Annotated in this window: 20 protein-coding genes, 1 pseudogene, 1 riboswitch and 1 other annotated feature (1 of these 23 cut by a window edge); of the genes and pseudogenes, 16 read left to right on the top strand and 5 right to left on the bottom strand. The window is 30.2% G+C overall.

Translation table 11 applies throughout. The features are described 5' to 3' along the window. Window positions 1–113 precede the first annotated feature (113 nt). Window positions 114–1,358, bottom strand: coding sequence for a CapA family protein (locus ACFWTK_RS00255; protein WP_061857272.1), 1,245 nt, complete (start codon window positions 1,356–1,358; stop codon window positions 114–116). 217 nt (window positions 1,359–1,575) lie between these two features. On the opposite strand from ACFWTK_RS00255, the gene ACFWTK_RS00250 reads away from it, so the two are divergent. After that, window positions 1,576–2,814, top strand: a complete 1,239-nt coding sequence (locus ACFWTK_RS00250) for a tetratricopeptide repeat protein (protein WP_415874180.1) — start codon at window positions 1,576–1,578, stop codon at window positions 2,812–2,814. 1 nt (window position 2,815) lies between these two features. Further along, a complete protein-coding gene (locus tag ACFWTK_RS00245; RefSeq protein ID WP_415874179.1) occupies window positions 2,816–3,277 on the top strand; it encodes a hypothetical protein in 462 nt (153 codons plus the stop codon). 249 nt (window positions 3,278–3,526) lie between these two features. Here the strand turns inward: ACFWTK_RS00245 and ACFWTK_RS00240 are convergent, their stop codons facing one another. After that, entirely contained in the window at window positions 3,527–4,459 is a 933-nt protein-coding gene (locus tag ACFWTK_RS00240; RefSeq protein ID WP_165815338.1) for a transposase, read from the bottom strand. Window positions 4,460–4,537: 78 nt separating this feature from the next. Here ACFWTK_RS00240 and ACFWTK_RS00235 point away from each other — a divergent pair, with 78 nt between their 5' ends. Next, a complete protein-coding gene (locus tag ACFWTK_RS00235; protein WP_106023865.1) occupies window positions 4,538–5,317 on the top strand; it encodes a YdcF family protein in 780 nt (259 codons plus the stop codon). 172 nt (window positions 5,318–5,489) lie between these two features. On the opposite strand, the gene ACFWTK_RS00230 is transcribed toward ACFWTK_RS00235, so the two are convergent. Continuing rightward, entirely contained in the window at window positions 5,490–6,341 is an 852-nt protein-coding gene (locus tag ACFWTK_RS00230) for a YitT family protein (protein ID WP_415874178.1), read from the bottom strand. A gap of 1,080 nt (window positions 6,342–7,421) precedes the next feature. Here ACFWTK_RS00230 and rsxC point away from each other — a divergent pair. From rsxC to rnfB, 6 genes and pseudogenes are all read left to right on the top strand, one after another. Beyond that, a complete protein-coding gene (rsxC, locus tag ACFWTK_RS00225) occupies window positions 7,422–8,741 on the top strand; it encodes an electron transport complex subunit RsxC (RefSeq protein ID WP_273092938.1) in 1,320 nt (439 codons plus the stop codon). Window positions 8,742–8,765: 24 nt separating this feature from the next. Further along, complete coding sequence (locus tag ACFWTK_RS00220) at window positions 8,766–9,710, top strand: RnfABCDGE type electron transport complex subunit D (protein WP_061857265.1); 945 nt, start codon at window positions 8,766–8,768, stop codon at window positions 9,708–9,710. Then, on the top strand, window positions 9,711–10,301 hold the full coding sequence (locus tag ACFWTK_RS00215) for an RnfABCDGE type electron transport complex subunit G (RefSeq protein ID WP_061857264.1): 591 nt from the start codon (window positions 9,711–9,713) through the stop codon (window positions 10,299–10,301). It begins immediately after the preceding gene. Continuing rightward, window positions 10,301–10,906: an RnfABCDGE type electron transport complex subunit E gene (locus ACFWTK_RS00210; RefSeq protein ID WP_415874177.1), complete on the top strand. Its 606-nt coding sequence runs from the start codon at window positions 10,301–10,303 to the stop codon at window positions 10,904–10,906. The genes ACFWTK_RS00215 and ACFWTK_RS00210 overlap by 1 nt, the downstream gene beginning before the upstream one ends. A gap of 24 nt (window positions 10,907–10,930) precedes the next feature. Continuing rightward, a complete protein-coding gene (locus ACFWTK_RS00205; protein WP_061857262.1) occupies window positions 10,931–11,506 on the top strand; it encodes an electron transport complex protein RnfA in 576 nt (191 codons plus the stop codon). Between the two features lie 13 nt (window positions 11,507–11,519). After that, window positions 11,520–12,357, top strand: a pseudogene (gene rnfB, locus ACFWTK_RS00200) (RnfABCDGE type electron transport complex subunit B). Window positions 12,358–12,438: 81 nt separating this feature from the next. On the opposite strand, the gene ACFWTK_RS00195 reads toward rnfB, so the two are convergent. Both ACFWTK_RS00195 and ACFWTK_RS00190 read right to left on the bottom strand, forming a co-directional pair. Continuing rightward, the gene (locus ACFWTK_RS00195; RefSeq protein ID WP_415874176.1) at window positions 12,439–12,774 is read right to left on the bottom strand and encodes a hypothetical protein; all 336 of its coding nucleotides are present in this window, start codon (window positions 12,772–12,774) and stop codon (window positions 12,439–12,441) included. A 226-nt stretch (window positions 12,775–13,000) separates the two neighbouring features. Then, on the bottom strand, window positions 13,001–13,324 hold the full coding sequence (locus tag ACFWTK_RS00190) for a hypothetical protein (protein WP_415874175.1): 324 nt from the start codon (window positions 13,322–13,324) through the stop codon (window positions 13,001–13,003). A 4-nt stretch (window positions 13,325–13,328) separates the two neighbouring features. Then, window positions 13,329–13,454: riboswitch (cyclic di-AMP (ydaO/yuaA leader) on the bottom strand. Between the two features lie 267 nt (window positions 13,455–13,721). On the opposite strand from ACFWTK_RS00190, the gene ACFWTK_RS00185 reads away from it, so the two are divergent. From ACFWTK_RS00185 to ACFWTK_RS00155, 7 genes are all read left to right on the top strand, one after another. After that, the gene (locus ACFWTK_RS00185; protein ID WP_415874174.1) at window positions 13,722–13,988 is read left to right on the top strand and encodes a DUF2512 family protein; all 267 of its coding nucleotides are present in this window, start codon (window positions 13,722–13,724) and stop codon (window positions 13,986–13,988) included. 263 nt (window positions 13,989–14,251) lie between these two features. Continuing rightward, the gene (locus ACFWTK_RS00180) at window positions 14,252–14,404 is read left to right on the top strand and encodes a hypothetical protein (RefSeq protein WP_415874173.1); all 153 of its coding nucleotides are present in this window, start codon (window positions 14,252–14,254) and stop codon (window positions 14,402–14,404) included. Next, window positions 14,379–14,552 (top strand): hypothetical protein, encoded by a 174-nt coding sequence (locus ACFWTK_RS00175; RefSeq protein WP_415874172.1) that lies wholly within the window; start codon window positions 14,379–14,381, stop codon window positions 14,550–14,552. Before ACFWTK_RS00180 ends, ACFWTK_RS00175 begins: the two co-directional genes overlap by 26 nt. Then, a complete protein-coding gene (locus ACFWTK_RS00170; protein ID WP_415874171.1) occupies window positions 14,534–15,685 on the top strand; it encodes a spore germination protein in 1,152 nt (383 codons plus the stop codon). Before ACFWTK_RS00175 ends, ACFWTK_RS00170 begins: the two co-directional genes overlap by 19 nt. 105 nt (window positions 15,686–15,790) lie before the next feature. Then, a complete protein-coding gene (locus ACFWTK_RS00165; protein ID WP_165815339.1) occupies window positions 15,791–16,669 on the top strand; it encodes a metallophosphoesterase family protein in 879 nt (292 codons plus the stop codon). Between the two features lie 251 nt (window positions 16,670–16,920). Continuing rightward, window positions 16,921–17,193 (top strand): hypothetical protein, encoded by a 273-nt coding sequence (locus ACFWTK_RS00160; RefSeq protein WP_415874170.1) that lies wholly within the window; start codon window positions 16,921–16,923, stop codon window positions 17,191–17,193. 19 nt (window positions 17,194–17,212) lie between these two features. Next, window positions 17,213–17,965: a transposase gene (locus ACFWTK_RS00155; RefSeq protein WP_415874169.1), complete on the top strand. Its 753-nt coding sequence runs from the start codon at window positions 17,213–17,215 to the stop codon at window positions 17,963–17,965. A gap of 344 nt (window positions 17,966–18,309) precedes the next feature. Continuing rightward, window positions 18,310–18,523, top strand: a binding site (T-box leader); it runs 1 nt beyond the window's last position.

The following is an 18,523-nucleotide window of genomic DNA, read 5'->3' as shown; positions in this document are numbered from 1 at the left end:
CCATAGGTTCTCAAGAAAACACAGGAGAAATTTGGCTTTTTTTAAAAATATATGACATTAAGTTTTTTGAATAAATTAAAAAGCAGATGAATAAGAAAACTAAATTTGGTTCTTTATTTTAAGTTAAGACTATGAAAGTTTTCACTAACCTCAAAACCTAAATTAGGAGAAAGTTTATTTAAATTTTTTAGAATAGAAGTTTTACTATCACCTTTTGCAGGGGTAGGACAATAGTCATTTATATAATCGACAGATGAAATTTTAGCTGGAATCACTTTTAGATCATAAGATTCTAGTAAGTTATTTCTAAATTTAAACTTTATTTGAGGTATTATAGTGTTTTTATCCTTTGGATTTTTATTTCCTCCGAAAGCAAAATTGCCTAAGCTATAGAATATTAATTTATTTTTATACTGTTCTATTCCTTGAATAACATGAGGATGATGACCAATTATTAAATCAGCTCCATTATCGATGGCGTGGTGAGCAATACGTCTTTGAACAGAATTGTGTTCATAATGGCTTTCCTCTCCCCAATGGAAATTAATTACTACTACACAATTTTGAGCTTTCAATGTTTTTATATCATTTTTAACTTTTTCAAGTAATTCCTTGCTATCATAGAAGCCCTTATAACCTAAAAATCCAAATTTAATTCCTTTAATTTCTTTAATCCAAACATTACCTTCCCCAAAGTAATTAATACCTTCTGATTCCAATGCAGCTATTGTATCTTTAAACCCCTCATCAAGATAGTCTCTAATGTGATTATTAGAGAGATTAACCCCTTCTATACTTCCAGCAGTTAAAATCTTTGCATATTCAGGAGGAGCTTTAAATGTAAACTGTTTTTCAGCTTTAGAATTCGAGTTAGTAAAAGTACCTTCTAAATTAGCTATGGTTATATCATCATCCTTAAAAATATGAGATACATTTTTAAATATATAAGAATAATCATAATTATTTTTCTTCAAAACATAAGGAAGAGAACCTTCAAAAGAAAATTTGTCATCACGACCAAGTGTGCAATCTCCAACAGCAGTTAAAATAACCTCAACTGAATCATCCTTATGGGGTTGGCCAAGTTGATCAATCTGGTGATCAATCTGGGACGGTTCTTTAGAATTTGAAATTTTATCTTCAGTATTGCTAACTTTGGATTGAATATTATCTGAAGAGTTATTATTTCTAGTATCCTTAGAGACTATTTTTGTGACTGTGTTTTTATTTGAATTATCGGCAGAAGAAAATAGGGTTAATTTGAGAACCGTCCCTAACATACCCAAAGCTATAATATAAAGAATGAGAGGTATTTTTCTGTATTGTTCTTGGGATGATTTTTTATATTTTTTTTTCATAAATAAAACCTCCTAACTAAGCGATATTTTATATTGTTTTAAAAATAATGTCTATTTTTTAAATCAATACGTAATTTGTAAAGGAAAAGTTAAGAAATATACAAACCCTTAATATAAGTTAACTAGATTTGAAGAAATTAATTATTAATGGAGTTTTATAGATTTTTTATAAGATATTTGATAAAATATTGACTAAATACCACAAGGAGAGAATTGTATGAAACTTAATAAAGGGATTTTTAATAAAAAAAGTATTATGTTTATTGGAACTACGTTAGTAATGGTTTTCACAATCACAATAATTATATTTTTCATAGTATCTAAAAACAATAAGTTGGAAAAAGAGAGTGCTTCTGCAGATCGTAAAGCTGAGGAGTATATATATCTAGGAGAATACGAAAAAGCTTTTGAAGAATATAATAACATAGACATTAACAAAATTAAAGATAATAGATTATTAGCATTAAAAAATATAGATATGGCAAGAGTATATTTTTTAAAAGGAGATGTTAAAAATAGTAAAAAATACATTCAACTAGCAAAAGATATAGGTATCCAAGATGATGAAATAGTAAATAAAATAGTTTTTTATGAATTTATTAATGGGGACAGTTCTCAAGCTTTACAAGATGGAGAAAATGCTTTAAAGGCTAACTCTAAAAATAAAAGTCTGATAAAAAGCATGATGGCTATATATATGGTTAATAAAGAATTGGACAAAGCTAAGCAAATAGTACAACTTTATGATGTAGACAAGAAGTCAGCTTATGATTTAGCAGAATATTCTAGAATGCTTATGATATTGGGGGATATTAAAGGAGCTTTTGCAAAGCTTAAAGAAGCTTGGGATATTGATAAGGATGAATATAAAATATACGATGTTTTAGCCCAGGAGTCATTGTATAATTCTGATAAAATAATTAGTTACATAAAGGAGCTTGAAAAAAACAATTCAAATGAGCTCGCATATAAAATGTGGCTTGCTAAGATTTATTCACTAAAGGAAGATAAATCTAAAGAAGGAGTTCAAATTATAGAGCAATTAAAAGGAAAAGATGCAGGAAATATCGAAATTAAGCTAATTGAAGCATCAATTCTTCAAAACATGAATAAAAGTAAAGAAGTAGACAAGCTAATTAATGAAGTTATACAAAATAATAAAGATGACTATGGAGTACTTCATACCGCAGCATGGTTCTATTTAAGAAGACATGATTTAGAAAAAGCTATGGAATATTGCAAAAAATCCATTGAACAAAATAAAGACTATCCAGATAATTATGCATTTTTAATGCCGCAAATCCTCAAGAATATGAATAAGGCATCTTCAGGAAAACCATATTTTATAACTGCCATGGAAAAAGAATTATATAATTATAATATTTTAGAAAGTGTAGGTAAGTTTTATTGGGACATAGAGAAAAATTTAGATAAAGCTTTAGATTATTTATTATAAGATGGCAAATTATATAAATCCTATGGAACCAGAGATAAAATACAATATTGCGTTATTATATTTTAATGAAGGAAGAGACGAAGATGCTATAAAGACTTTAAAGGAATGTATAAAGCTTAAGGATAACATTATAAAATATCATAGAACTTTAGGGGTTGTATATTTAACTAATGGAAAACACGATGAGGGAATAAAGGAAGTAAGAACTGCCTTTAAGCTTAATGAAAATGATATTCTAACCTTGAATAATGCTGGATGCTATTATGCTATTTATACAAATGACTTACACAGAGCTTATTATAATTTAAAAAAAGCTGCTGATGGGATTACATCTAATACAGATGAATATACTAAAAATGTTATAAAGAAAAATTATAATGATATAAAGTTAGTAATAAATAAGATAGAAAAAGGTAAACCAAATGATTCAATAAAGGTTCCAGATTTAAGGCTTTTATACTAATCAAGTTGAAATATAGTGGGACGGTTCACAAAATTTTATAAAGGTGCTTAAAAATTGGATAGGATTATTTAGTAATATTCTAAAGAAAGTATTTCAAGTGGGAAAAAATAAATCAAAAATATAATAAAAATAGATAAAATAATATAGTGGATTTTTTATAGCTTGTCTAATAAAATTTTAGAAAATTTGGATTTAAATATTTATTTTTTAAAAAACATATTAAATTCATTTTTGTTAATTTATAATAGTTTAAAAACAAACTTGGTATTTTTCTAAAAATTTATTAATTATATTATGGTACTTTAAAGTATTATGTACAATATTATATCCCTTATTACACAGGTAAGATACAGAGGACAATGTGATGTTGCCTATTATATCACATATTTGAGAATAATATAAATTACATAAATTTCTCATTAAAAAAATACAAATAGATCTAAATTCTGATGCTGAATGATTGTATTTTATATTTATGTCAAACTTATTAAAGTTATAAGAACTAGATACAAATTCTATAATCTGCTCAGGGTTGATGTCCCTAATAAGAGGTTTTGAATAAGACTTATAAGTAGTATAAGTGTTTACCAATTCAAGATCATCAATAGTAGTATCATCTATACTAGTTTCAGTTCTCGACTTAACAAATTCAAAATAACGAACTATTGCTAATACAGGATCTGGATTAAAGTATTGTAAGATAAAATTTTTATCTATAATGTTGAAAGCATCCTGCCATTTTCCAAGATAGATTCCTAAACTAGAATATTTGTAGTTCTCTACATGTTGTTTAAATCCTTTAATATCTTTAGGATTGTTATGAATATAAGCGGATATAAGCATCACAGATAAATCAGTATCCGCAATTTTGCTTTTAAACCGATCTCCAAAAACGTGTCCTGTCCTGTTGTATTTTCTATTATAATATTGGGCATAGCATTGATTAATATTATGCATAAATTTACTTACATCTGCTCCATTTGAGTCAATTAGTAAATGAACATGATTATCCATAAGACAAAAACTATAAACATAAAAAGAAAACATATCTTTATATTTTTTTAGATATGATAAAAATTTATTTTTGTCATCATTACTTCTAAATAATCTAACTTCGCTTATACTTCTAGCCATAATGTGATAAATAGCAGTATGGCTTTTAATTCTAGGTGTTCTTGGCAATTTAAACACTTCCTTCATTATTTTTTATTAAGATTATTGACAAAAAAATATAAATTAATCACTAAAATTTAAAAAAGGATGATTCTTGTGATCGATATTATAACAATTAAAAATAAATTTTTTATATTAGGTATGTTAAGCATACTGTATTATATACTTTTAAGTTGTTTTGCTTGGAAAATAAGTTTTTCTCAATTTTGGATTATGTTAGGTGCTGTTTTCATAGGAATTGGTGTGGTTAAAGAATTTGAAAAAAGCAACAAATTATACATAAATAAAAAATTTAGAATGCTTATGTTAATTTGTTTTATAATAGGGTTTATTTTGTTTATTATCATAGAGTCACTTATCATTTATTTTAGCATTAATGAACAAATGGAAGAGTGTGACTACCTTCTTATATTAGGGGCTGGACTACATGGAGAGAAAATGTCTCTTACTTTAAGTCAGAGAATGGATAAAAGTATGGAGTATCTAGAGAAGTATCCCAAAACCAAAATAATTGTATCAGGTGGGCAAGGAATGGGAGAAGACATAACAGAGGCTGAAGCTATGGGAAGATTTTTACTGAGCTGTGGAATAAGTAAAAATCAAATTATAAAAGAAGAAAAATCTACGAATACTTCACAGAATTTCAGGTATTCAAAGGAAGTTTTAGATAAAATAGATAATAGAAAAGAAATAAAAATAGCTATTGTTACAACAAATTTTCATATGTTTAGGGCTAGATTTTTAGCTAAACGAGCAGGATTCAAGAATATCTATTCAGTGCCATCAGAACTTCATCCAATATTAATTCCTAATTACTATGTAAGAGAGTGTTTTGCTGTAATTAAATCGTTTATTTTTGATAGGTAAAAAATCAACTCTAATACAGCTGAGTTTTCATAACCTTACTTATTTGGATAATGAAAACTTTTGAGGCTCTATCAGAGTTTGTCAAATAAGAATTGCAAATTCTTACTATAGTAGATTACATAACCACGGACTCGTAGATATGAAAGAAATTTATAAAATTTGAGAACCGTCCCTAATTTATTGATAAGGATTTTTGTTTAAAGTTTCCTTGAATATCATTTACAGAAGATACAGTTACAAAAGCGTTTGGATCTATGGTATTTACTATGTGTTTTAAAGTGTTTAACTGTATTTTCTGAATAACTACATATATAAACTTTTTGTCAGTATGAGAATAACAGCCTTGTGCATTTAAAAGTGTTACACCTCGTCCAAGTTCTTTGGTAATAGCATCTATAATCGCATTAGGATTTTCACAGATTATAATACACTGTCTTGAAGAAGCTATTCCTTCTTGAACTGCATCCATAGTCTTTGATCTAATGAAACTCATTATTATAGCATACATTACAGAACGAGTTCCAAGTGTTAAAGCAATAAATACATATACTATAATATCTTGCATTAATAAAATTTTAGGAAGTTGAAAGTTAGGAAATTTATTTTTAATAATTTTACCAGATATATCAAGGCCACCAGTTGAAGCGCCAGCCATAAATAGTAGTGCCATTGCAATGCCAGAGATAACGCCAGCAAAGATGGTGGCAGTTAAAGTATCACCAATGGGATCAAAACCAAGGTGTGAATTTGCAAAGTCTATTAGAAAAGAAGAACTTATAACTATGATCCCGCTTTTAAAGGCAAAGTTCTTACCTAATAAATTATAACCGAATATAAAGAGGGGGACATTGAGGAGAAGCGTTGTAAAACCTATAGGTAGATTTAATAGTTCATTTAATCCAAGGGAAATTCCTGTTATACCACCTGCACCTATTTTATTAGGCACTAAAAATATGGAAACATAAGCTGAATATAATAGGCATCCTGCAGTTGATAATCCTATTTCCTTGCATAACTTATTCATAAAAATTCTCCTTTTAAAATTATACTTAAATTAACATTTTCATTTTTATTAATCCTTCTATTTTGCCTTAATAGTAGCATAAATAAATATAGGCTACAAATAGCATTTTTTTAAGTTTAAAGATATTTTGAGTCTATACTCGTAAAATGAAAGGTTTAATACAAAATTTGAAAGTATTTATAGATAATGCTTGGAATTGATACATCCATGAAATTTAATGATGAATAAGGTTCAAAGTTCAAATTTATATAAAAGACATTTGTTTTTATGCAAATTATTATGTAAGTTATTATTGACTTTATGGAGTTTAATAGAAGGGATATTAGGGACAGTTCTCAAATTTTGCGTATGAAAATTTGAGAACTGTCCCTTGATTTTCATTAATAAGCTTGTATAATTATAAGAGTATTAAATTAAGATTATAATGTATATGGAATAAATAAGTTTGATTTATTTTAATTTTGTGGCAATTTTAAAATAATGAGATTAATATGGTATTATATTATGTAAAATATATAAAAAAGCATTCAGTAAAACTTTTTTATATGGTATATATAAACTTATATTAATCATTAATTAGTTTATTTATATTTTATTATAAATAAAAAAGTTTCAAAAAAAATGTCAAAATTATTAATTAAATTATTAATTGATGTAGCACAAGTATATATATTATGGTATTATATATGTGTCGTTATAGGTTGCGACATAATTTTTATGTAATTGTATACATTGACTTCATAGATTTATCAGATAATTGCGCTATTTCTGTTTATTTTAAATCCATTTCAATAAGCGATAATTGTAGAATTATGTGAGTTTAAAATTGAAATAAAGCGTATCAGTACAACATATGATGTAATGTACTATAATTATGGTGTAGATTGATAAATTAATAACAGGTATATCTGATAAATAGCTAGAAATTTTAATTTTTATTAAAATTATTAAAATAAATGTTGGTGTATTATAAAAATTTAAATTTTATAAATTTAAATTTTAAAAAATAAATAAATTCATATACAAATTTATACATTGCTGAAAATTTAGCATGTACTTTTAGGCAAAGGGAGGATTAATATGGAACTTTTAACTTTCAGAAGGGGTGTGCACCCACCTCATGGTAAGTATCTTACTGAAAATAAGCCCATAGAAGACTTAGAGCCAAAAGAACTTTTAGTGTTTCCTATGTCTCAACATATAGGAGCACCAGCAGAATGTTTGGTAAAAAAGGGCGACAGAGTACTAGTAGGACAAAAAATAGGTCAAGCTAGTGGTTTTATATCTGCAAATATTCATAGCAGCGTGTCAGGTACAGTTAAAGATGTTAAACCTGTACTTACAGCAGGAGGAACAAAATCACTTGCTGTAATAGTAGAAAATGATGGCCTTTATGAAGAAATAGACATGCCAAAGCCAAAAAACTACAAAGAAATGACAAAAGAAGAAATAGTAGAGCTTATTAAGGAAGCTGGAGTAGTTGGTATGGGAGGAGCTACTTTCCCAACAAATGTAAAGCTTTCTCCACCACCAGACAAGAAAATTGATACAATAATATTAAATGGAGCAGAGTGTGAGCCTTATTTAACTTGTGACCACAGATTAATGCTTGAAGAGACAAACATGATAGTTGAAGGACTAAAAATAATACTTCACATGTTCCCACAAGCAAAAGGTTATATTGGAATAGAGGATAACAAGAAAAATGCTATCGAAGCTATGAGAGAAGCTACAAAAGATATTCCAAATATAGAGGTTAAAGCGTTAAAAACTAAGTATCCTCAAGGTGCAGAGAAACAATTAATCTATGCTATAACTAAGAGAGAAGTTCCTTCAGGAAAACTTCCAGCAGATGCAGGATGCATAGTTCAAAACGTTAACACAGTAAGAGAAGTATATAATGCTGTTGTTAATGGAAGACCTACTATATCAAGAGTTGTTACTGTAACAGGGGAAGCTGTTAAAGAGCCTAAGAACCTAAGAATAAGGTTAGGTATGTCTTATAGAGAACTAGTAGAAGCTTGTGGTGGATTCAAAGAAGATCCAGTTAAGATAATTTCAGGTGGACCAATGATGGGTATGGCTGTATCTACTTTAGATATACCAACTACAAAAGGATCATCAGGAATACTTTGTTTAACAGAAAAGCAAGCAGTTTTACCAGAAGAATCAAGCTGTATCAGATGTGGAAAATGTGTTCAGGCATGCCCAATGTTCTTAATACCATCAACACTTGATTCACTTGGAAGAAGAAAAGAGTACGATGCTTTTGAAGAAGAACATGGATTAGACTGTATTGAATGTGGATCATGTACATTTGTATGTCCAGCAAAACGTCATTTGATCCAATCAATCCGTACTTCAAAGAGAACAGTACTTGCAAATAAAAGAAAAAAATAAATAAAGTGAATAGGAGTGAATAATATGGCTGAAACAATGTATACAGTATCTTCATCTCCTCATATTCGTGACAACAACTCAGTTCAGTCGATTATGAGAGATGTTATTATTGCATTATTACCAGCTACAATAGCCGGAATTTATTACTTTAAGCTTAGTGCATTTTTAGTAGTTCTTACAGCAGTTATAGCTTGTGTAGCTTCAGAATTTGTATGGTGTAAAGTTACTAAATCACCAAATACAACAAAGGATTTAAGTGCAGTTGTAACAGGTATGCTACTTGCATTTAACGTTCCACCAACATTACCATTATGGATGATTGTTGTAGGATCAGTATTTACAATGATAGTTGTTAAAGCACTATTTGGAGGAATTGGACAAAATATAGTTAACCCTGCACTTGCAGGAAGAGCTTTCTTACTTGCATCTTATCCAGTTGCTATGACAACATGGACAAATCCAGTAGATGGAGTTACAGGAGCAACACCTCTTGCTATATTAAAAGGAGCAGAAGCAACAGGAGCAACACTTCCAAGTATTGGTCAAGCTTTCATTGGTCAAATTGGAGGATGTATAGGAGAAACTTCAGCTCTAGCATTACTAATAGGATTTGCTTATCTTTTATATAGAAGAGTTATAACTTGGCATATACCAGTAGTTTATATTGGAACAGTATTTGTACTTGGAATGATAATGGGAAGAAGTCCGCTTGGTGGATTATATGAAATCATGGCTGGAGGATTAATGCTTGGTGCAATCTTCATGGCAACAGATTATACAACTTCTCCGATGACAACAAGAGGACAAATAGTATTTGCTTTAGGATGTGGTATTTTAACATCAGTTATTCGTCAATTTGGTGGATATCCAGAAGGAGTTTCTTACTCAATTCTTATTATGAACTTATTAGTTCCTCTAATAGACAGAAAGTTTAAGCCAAGAGTATTTGGAACTGGGGAGGCGAAATAGATGGAAAACCAAACTGGAAACAAAGAAATATTGATTTTAGGATTAAGGCTTTTAATGATTACTGCCATAGCAGGACTTATTTTAGGATTTGCTCATAAAGTTACATTAGAGCCTATTGCTAAACAACAGAAAATGGAAAATGATGCGGCTATGAAGGAAGTTTTGCCTTCTGCAGAGGCATTTAATTTAAAAGAAGTAACATTACCAGATGGAAGCATAATTACAGAAGTTAATGAAGGTACAAAAGGAAGCGACATTGCAGGATATGCTATAAAGGTTTCACCTAAAGGATATGGTGGCCTTATTGATATGATGGTTGGTATTTCCAATGAAGGTAAGATAGAAGGAATAAAAATTCTTTCTCACAGCGAAACTCCAGGTCTTGGAGCTAATGCACAAAACGAAGAATTCTCTGGACAATATAAAGGAAAACCAATAGAACAACCTTTAGAAGTAGTAAAAACAGAGCCATCAGGAGATAATCAAATAAAAGCAATAACAGGAGCGACTATTACATCTAATGCTGTTACAAAGGGAGTTAATGACGCAATAGACTTCTACAATAAAGAATTGAAAGGAGGTCAAAATTAATGGGGGTTTTAATTGAAAGATTAAAAAACGGTATATTTACAGAAAATACAATATTTGTACAGGTTCTTGCAATGTGCCCTACACTAGCTGTAACCTCAAGTGCTATAAACGGTATAGGAATGGGGCTTGCATCAACAGTAGTTTTAATGGGAGCTAACTTCGTTATATCTATACTAAGAAATGTTATTCCAGATAAAATTCGTATTCCAGGTTTTATAGTTGTTATCGCAGGTTTCGTTACCTTACTTCAATTCTTGTTACAAGCTTATGTACCAACATTAAATAAGTCATTAGGTATATTTATACCACTTATAGTTGTTAACTGTGTTATCTTAGGACGTGCAGAGGCATATGCTTCAAAAAATAAACCGATACCTGCTATTTTTGATGGTCTTGGAATAGGAATAGGATTTACTCTTTCTTTAACTATTATTGGTATGGTAAGAGAATTGCTAGGAACTGGTAAAGCGTTTGGTATTCAGATCATGCCAGAAGCTGTTGATCCAGCTCTAGTATTTGTTCTTGCACCAGGAGCTTTTATTACTCTTGGAATAATGATGGCTTTATTAAATCAAAGAAAAATTAGTAAGAAAAAGGCAAAATAGAATAGAAAGAAGGGTGAATGAATAGTGGGAATATTTACATTAATAATTGGTTCCTTGTTGGTAAACAACATGGTATTGTCTAAGTTCCTCGGCATTTGTGCCTTTCTTGGAGTTTCTAAGAAAATAGAAACTGCTAAAGGAATGGGTGCAGCTGTTACTTTCGTTATGGGTGTAGCGTCACTTATATCATATGTAGTATATAATTTTATATTAAAACCACTTAATCTTGAGTATATGTATACAATAGCTTTCATACTAGTTATTGCAGCCCTAGTTCAATTTATTGAAATGTTTCTTAAGAAGACAATGCCAGATCTTTATAAAGCATTAGGAATATACTTACCGCTTATTACAACTAACTGTGCTATACTTGGTGTAGTTATTATTAATATGAATGAAAATTATAACTTATTCCAAGCTTTAATATCTGGTGTTGCTTCAGGTCTTGGATGGATGCTTTCAATTATTATACTTGCAGGACTTAGGGAAAGAATGGAAGCAAACGATAAAATGCCAGAGGCAATCAAAGGTTTGCCAGCTTCATTAATCACTGCGGGATTAATGTCTATAGCATTCCTTGGCTTCTCAGGCTTAGTATAAGGAGGGAATTTAAATGACTGAGATTTTATATCCTGTACTTAGCATAGGTGGTCTTGGACTTTTATTCGGAGCGCTTTTAGGATTTGCATCTAAAAAATTCGCAGTACCAGTTGATGAGAGAGTTCCTTTAATTAGAGAATGTCTTCCAGGTGCAAACTGTGGTGGTTGTGGATTTGCTGGATGTGATGCTTATGCTGAGGCTGTAGCAAGTGGAAAATGCTGCACCAAACTGCTGTCCAATAGGTGGAGCACCAGTAGCAGCTAAAATCGGTGAAGTAATGGGAATTAAAGTAGAAGCTTCTGAGCCAAAAATGGCTTATGTTAAATGTCAAGGTACTTGTGAAAAAGCTAAGGATAGCTATAAATATTATGGATTAGAAGATTGTCAACAAGCAATGAACGTTCCAGGATCAGGAGCAAAATCTTGTTCATATGGATGTTTAGGATATGGAAGCTGTGTTAAGGCTTGTCAATTCGATGCTATTGATATAGTTGATGGAGTTGCTAAAGTTAACAAAGATAACTGTGTTGCTTGTGGAGCTTGTGTAACAGCGTGTCCAAAGGGCATTATAGAATTAGTTCCTCAAAAACAAAAAGTATTCGTAACATGTAACTCAAAGGATAAGGGATTAGATGTTAAGAATTCTTGTTCAGTTGGATGTATTGCATGTACTTTATGCGTAAAAGCATGTCCAAAAGAAGCTATCACAATGGTAGACAATCTTTCTGTAATAGACTACAGCAAATGTGTAAACTGTGGTCTATGTGAAAAGAAATGTCCAACAAAGGCAATATTAAATTTTCGTCAGCCAATTCAACCATCAAAGGATGAAGTAGCTGCTGTAAATTAATAAGTTAATATATTGTACCATAAAAGGCATAAACTTCGTTTGAGGTTTATGCCTTTTTCAATATGAATTATTTTGCTGCTTTTAAAACTGCTGCTTGGTGTTGAGGATCCTTTTTCCGTCTTTGTGTCTTGTGCTGTTTAGAAAATGAATATCAAAGTGACCATCCATTCCATTTCCCTTTATCACATCTAAGTTCTGACCTCTTCCATAACCGTCAGAACGATTATTTATAATTTTATATGCAGGTGCAGAATCAATGCCAGCATGAGGCATAGCACTCATAGAAGCTGCAATTCTTCTTCCTTTAATATTTAAAATAACAGGACGTCTTTCCCAAGAAAAGCCACCCCAAATACTCTTTATTATTTCCGTATCTTCTTTTGTTAAGGCTTCACTATCCGCATGATTTGTCCCCATAGTTCTTTTTACTTTAAATGTCTTTTTTGTATAAACATCAGTTACTTCTGCAATAGTATTTATTGAAAAAACATTTTTTGCAATTTTCCAGTCTAATATTTCAATTTTTGAAGAATATGTATTTTTATTTGAGGAGGTGGATTTAGAAGTTTTAGATTTATCTGTGATCTTAGGTATAGAACCTCCTCTTGAAATTCGGGCATTTCTATTTGATGAGTTGCTTTTATTAAGAGATACATCCTTTGATGAAGCCTTTTTTTACTATCTTCACTTCTTTTGAGTTTGGTATATCAATATTTTTTTCATTTTTATTATCAATAGAACTGGAGGTAGAGTTATTTGTTATGGTATTATTTTTTAATTCATCTGAATTATCATTTAGTGAATTACTAATTGAAGTAGGATCCACTTTACTAATGGGATTTATTTCCACTATATTTCCTGGAGAAAGCATATGGGTGTTATCTTTTTTTATTTTATTAGTGAAAAGGGGGTAAGAAGACAGTCCTAAGATACATATGATAGAGCTTAAAATTATAGATTTTCTCACTCATTACACCTCTCTTAATGCCTGCGAAGTTAGTTGACGGGTTCGGGAAGAGAGAATCCCTACCAAAAATTTGGATTCACCCCATAGGTTAATCCTCCGCTGTATTTTATACATTAGGCAGTTTTTTTACTTTTTACATTTGTATATTATAACTAAGTATCTTTGGAATTAATAGTGGAAATAGTTTTACGTTATTCCATGAATTACAATATAGTTTAATTAAATTTTATATATATTACTTATTATTTGATTTTTTTCTAGCAATACTCATAAAGGGCTAGGAATTAAAAGCTTACTATGGAAAAATAATGTATATTATTATTACATATTGAATAACATTATAAGGTTTATGACAAAATAAAAGTATGTTAACTTAAAATAAATGGAGGTATTTTATATGAGTAAAACAACTACAGCAATTTTAGTTAAATTACTATTGACTATCATAGCAGGATGGATAACTTTAGGGGCCATGGATGGAAACACAATTGGATGGATTCTTACTTTTGCAGTTATAGGAACTATATTAAATTATTTGTTTGGAGATCTTTACATACTGCCTAGTTACGGAAACATAACTGCATCTATTGGAGATGGAGTTATGGCAGCAGTAGTTGCATATGTACTTGATGTATTAAGTGCAAACTTCAGATACAAGATTTAGTACATTAATTATTCTTGCAGTATTGGTGGCTGTAGTGGAGTATTTCTTCCACAGATATTTAATAAAATCAGATGAAGTAGCACCTTAAAAGCTTTTATAACAGTTTTTGGATTAAAGATTACAAATCAGGAGGTTAGTTTAGCTATTATGGCTAAACTTTGCCTCTACTCTAAACTCTTACTTAGTAACCTAATGTCTAACTGAGGCTCATCCTGTAGATATAAGCTCTACTTTGAGAAAAACATAAGATAAGGGGTGAAAAAATGACGTACATTTCAAATAAACTTGATGAAAATAAAAAGCTTCTTAAAAGCCGTCTCCCAATAGATAAAAGTTTCGATATGATAGGAAGAGAAATAAAAATAGGGGACAGAGAGGCTTTTTTTTGTTATGCTAGATGGCTTTGCAAAAGATGATATAATGCTATGGATAATTGAAAGGTTGCAGGCTATAACTCCTTTTGAAATATCAATGAATACTATATCTAAGCTCTTGAAGGAGAAAATAGCTTATATAGAGGTGGATACTTTTAAGGAAATGAAAAGATGGAGCAAATGGTTTTAGCTGGAGCTATAGGACTTATAATAGATGGTGAAGAAGAAGGAATTATACTTGATGCTAGGGAATATCCAGTGAGAGGACCAGAAGAACCAGATTTAGAAAAGGTAACAAGGGGATCTAGAGATGGACTAGTGGAAACAATTATTTTCAATACAGCTTTAATTAGAAGAAGAATTAGAGATACCAAGCTTGTATTTGAATTAAATACCGTAGGAAAGAGATCTAAAACGGATGTGGTAATAGGATATATAGAAGATTTGGCAGATGAAAAACTTGTACAAGAAATAAAGGATAGAATAAAAGAAATTGATGTTGGAGCCTTAGTTATGGCAGAAAAGACCCTTGAAGAACTTTTAATAAAGAAAAAGTGGTATAATCCTCTTCCACTTGCAAGGTTTACAGAAAGACCGGATGTAGTGGCAGCTCATCTTATGGAAGGACATATAGCAATAATTGTAGATACGTCCCCTAGTGTGATGATTCTTCCTGCTACCTTATTTCACTTTACCCAACACGCTGAAGATTATTACCAGACTCCTATAACAGGAACTTATATACGATGGATTAGATTTTTAGGAATGTTCTCAGCATTTCTTTTGTTACCATTATGGCTTTTATTAGTATACAATAAAGAAGCTTTACCTCAATCACTTCAGTTTTTAGGACCGAAAGAAATGGGAAATATCCCTTTATTTATCCAATTTATACTTTTAGAATTTGGATTAGATTTACTTAGAGTCTCATCTATACACACTCCAAGTGCTTTATCAACCTCATTAGGTATTATAGGAGGTTTAATATTGAGTGAATTCGCTGTAAAGATAGGTTTATTCGTACCAGAAGCCGTAGTATATATGGCTCTAGCTGGAATAGGTACCTTTGCAACTGCAAGTGTAGAATTTGCCATGGCAATTAGAATATTTAGATTGTTTATTCTAATTTTGACAGGTTTATTTAAGAATATTGGTTTTGCAGTTGGAATATTAGTAGTATTTATAATAGCTTTTAATACTAAATCCTTTAAAAATAGCAAAAGATATACTTGGCCATTGATTCCTTTTGATTGGAAAGCTCTTTCTCATATTCTATTTAGAACTCCAATACCTAAGTTAGGTAAGGATGATAAAAATCAATAGGGGACGGTTCTCAAATTTTCTAATCTAAAGAGCATTGTTTTTGTAACAGCAAAGATGAATAATTCATAAATTACAATATAAATAATAAAAATGGGTGAAAAGAATTTGAAAAGTAAAAGAATTATTATTCTTGGAGATTCTAAGGGAAAAGATGATGGAATAAATAAAAAAATATTAAATAAAATATTTAAACAAATAAAAGAATTGAAAACACAGCCTGAATATATAATACATCTTGGAGACAGCGTAGCAGGAAGCAGTGATGTAAGGATTTTTAAATATCAAATTAAAGAGTTTCATAAGTTAATAGAACAATACTACCCAATAAATAGGCTTTTACCAGTACTAGGGAACCATGAAGTGAATAATAAACCTAAGGATTTCCAAGGAGAAGAAGCATTTGAAGAGTGTTACTCTAGTATAGATGTTGATAATTATTTGAAAGGTTATCATAAAACTGTTTATTATAAAGATTTTGACAATGTAAGATGCATTTTTTTAAACTCCTTTCATTATGGTGAACTTTTTAGAATAACAGGAAGGCAATTAGAATGGTTCAGAAAGGTTACAAAAGACCTAATACCTTTTAAAATAGTATTTGTTCATTTACCAATTTATCCAACAGGAGCTCATTTAACAACTTGTATGGATGCTTATATAGAGGATAGAAATACTTTTCTCAAGGCTCTTGAGGAAAGTAATGTTAGTTTAGTATTTTGTGGACATGAACATAATTATTCAAGGCGTCTTATAGGTTTTAATGATAAAAAGATCATGCAAATTATTACTGGAGGAGCAGGAGAAAAGCTTAGAAATAGTTATAAGGATAAAAAGGATGTCATAGTAACACCAAAACCTATTTATCACTATGTAATATTAGATATAGAAGAAGATAATATAAGAGTTAGAGCTGTATCTCTAAGGAAAAAAGTATTCGATGATTTTAGTGTTGGCATCGGGGACGGTTCTCAAATTTTCATATAATAACCTATGAAAATTTGAGAACCGTCCCTAATTTTTATGTAAGATAAATAAAAGATCAATTATAAATGAACAGAAGTTTCGCAGATTAAAAAATAAATAGGGCGTAGCCCCTTGATATGTAATGGTTTAGATGAATAATAATTGAAATATGTAAATTCCGATTTTTACTGGAAAAAATTTAGGGTTTAAAAATGAAAACATCCTTTCTATAATGAATTTTGCTACAAACCCAATAGAAAGGATGTTTTGAGATGAACAAGCGTTATTTAAAACAAATGCTCACCTACTTCTCTAAGGTATACCATCTTGGAGAAAAAATCAAGGGGTTAAAAGATGGAAGAATAAATCCTCAAATTGAAACTTCAACTATTTCATTTATAGTTCTGTTCACATTTATCTGTAGACTTAAAAGTTTTAATAGACTCGAACATTGGTTGGAAAAAGGAAGATTTAAAAATTTATTTCCAAAGAAAACAAGATTGCCCCATATTGACGCCGTTAGGCGTTCCTTAAGTAGTTTTTGATATAAACAGTTTGAATGATATGCATGATCATATAATAAAAACTATATTTAAAAATAAGGTATTTAGAAACGGTACAGTAGATGGAATAAAGGTTGCCGCTATTGATGGAGTTGAGATATTTGAAAGTACTAAAAAGAGCTGTGAAAAATGCCTTACCCGTGTTGATAAACAAGGAATAACTCATTACTTCCACAGAGCAGTTGTTTGTGCAACTGTGGGTTCTGATCCCCATACTGTATTGGGTTATGAAATGTTAGAACCTAAAAAAGATTGTTCTGATAAAGATGAGGGTGAAATTACCGGAGGTAAAAGACTCATTAGAAAGCTTTATGAAAAATTTCATCACTTTGCAGATGTTATAGTTACAGATGCTTTGTATTGCAAAGCATCATGGATTAAAGAAGTCCTTGCAATTGGAATGGATGCAGTTGTTAGAGTAAAAGATGAAAGGCTTCATATTGTTAAAGACGCATTAGGATTGTTTCAAAGCCGTGAGGCTAACAAACAATGGATAGTAAATGAGGGAAGCACAAAGAAAATTATTGTTAGTGCTTGGGATGATGATGGATTTGAAATGACTGGTATGGATATTAAGGTAAGATTTATAAGATTTTTAGAGGAGATTCATGAAGGCGATAAGAAAGAGTTAAAAGAAGTCTGGATTGTAACCACCAACAAAAATATTTGTACTGAGACTATATGGAAGATAATTCATAAAAGGTGGGACATTGAAAATAATGTATTTCACCAATTTTCATATAATAACCTATGAAAATTTGAGAAATGTTGATAATTATGAATTGGATTAATCCAATTTTTAACACTGCATAGTCGATAATAAAATTGGAAATACAGCTTTTCATTATGATGGGGAGGGGGAAGGTGTATCTATATACATGGCCTACGGCCTTTTTCCCTTCCAAAATTTCAATAAAATAGAAAAAATCTAATTTCCTATAAAGAAAAAAGCTTTACTGGAAATTAGATGCGAAATCTCTGATAAATGAAAGAGATACTTGACAAATAAAAAAATATGATAATATAATATGGTGTAAATATGAATGGTTAATTTAAAAGATTGTAGATTTAATATAATTTGAAAAACAATTTTATAAAGCAATTTCGGTGAAAAGAAGAGTATCCTTTTAAAAGCTTTTAGCGAGCGGGAAGTGGTGGAAGCCCCGTAGAACTTTAATTGGAGAAAAGAGCCTTGGAGAAGCTGCTAAGTTATATTCATTGTAATATAATGAGGTAAGCCGTTAACTGCGTTAAAGTTTCAAGTGGACTTAACAGTCAACTAGAGTGGTACCGCGGATATGTCCGTCTCTGT

Source organism: Clostridium sp. (assembly GCF_047777555.1).
In the GTDB taxonomy this organism is placed as follows: domain Bacteria; phylum Bacillota; class Clostridia; order Clostridiales; family Clostridiaceae; genus Clostridium_H.
Note: the sequence above shows the minus strand (reverse complement) of the source record. Positions and strands in the feature narration are given on the sequence as shown.

Bases quoted from the DNA above. Each gene is read 5' to 3' on its own strand.
- ACFWTK_RS00255 (WP_061857272.1), bottom strand. From the start codon at position 1,358: ATGAAAAAAAAATATAAAAAATCATCCCAAGAACAATACAGAAAAATA.
- ACFWTK_RS00250 (WP_415874180.1), top strand. From the start codon at position 1,576: ATGAAACTTAATAAAGGGATTTTTAATAAAAAAAGTATTATGTTTATT.
- ACFWTK_RS00245 (WP_415874179.1), top strand. From the start codon at position 2,816: ATGGCAAATTATATAAATCCTATGGAACCAGAGATAAAATACAATATT.
- ACFWTK_RS00235 (WP_106023865.1), top strand. From the start codon at position 4,538: ATGATTCTTGTGATCGATATTATAACAATTAAAAATAAATTTTTTATA.
- ACFWTK_RS00230 (WP_415874178.1), bottom strand. From the start codon at position 6,341: ATGAATAAGTTATGCAAGGAAATAGGATTATCAACTGCAGGATGCCTA.
- rsxC (WP_273092938.1), top strand. From the start codon at position 7,422: ATGGAACTTTTAACTTTCAGAAGGGGTGTGCACCCACCTCATGGTAAG.
- ACFWTK_RS00220 (WP_061857265.1), top strand. From the start codon at position 8,766: ATGGCTGAAACAATGTATACAGTATCTTCATCTCCTCATATTCGTGAC.
- ACFWTK_RS00215 (WP_061857264.1), top strand. From the start codon at position 9,711: ATGGAAAACCAAACTGGAAACAAAGAAATATTGATTTTAGGATTAAGG.
- ACFWTK_RS00210 (WP_415874177.1), top strand. From the start codon at position 10,301: ATGGGGGTTTTAATTGAAAGATTAAAAAACGGTATATTTACAGAAAAT.
- ACFWTK_RS00195 (WP_415874176.1), bottom strand. From the start codon at position 12,774: ATGGGGACAAATCATGCGGATAGTGAAGCCTTAACAAAAGAAGATACG.
- ACFWTK_RS00185 (WP_415874174.1), top strand. From the start codon at position 13,722: ATGAGTAAAACAACTACAGCAATTTTAGTTAAATTACTATTGACTATC.
- ACFWTK_RS00180 (WP_415874173.1), top strand. From the start codon at position 14,252: ATGACGTACATTTCAAATAAACTTGATGAAAATAAAAAGCTTCTTAAA.
- ACFWTK_RS00175 (WP_415874172.1), top strand. From the start codon at position 14,379: ATGCTAGATGGCTTTGCAAAAGATGATATAATGCTATGGATAATTGAA.
- ACFWTK_RS00170 (WP_415874171.1), top strand. From the start codon at position 14,534: ATGGAGCAAATGGTTTTAGCTGGAGCTATAGGACTTATAATAGATGGT.
- ACFWTK_RS00160 (WP_415874170.1), top strand. From the start codon at position 16,921: ATGAACAAGCGTTATTTAAAACAAATGCTCACCTACTTCTCTAAGGTA.
- ACFWTK_RS00155 (WP_415874169.1), top strand. From the start codon at position 17,213: ATGCATGATCATATAATAAAAACTATATTTAAAAATAAGGTATTTAGA.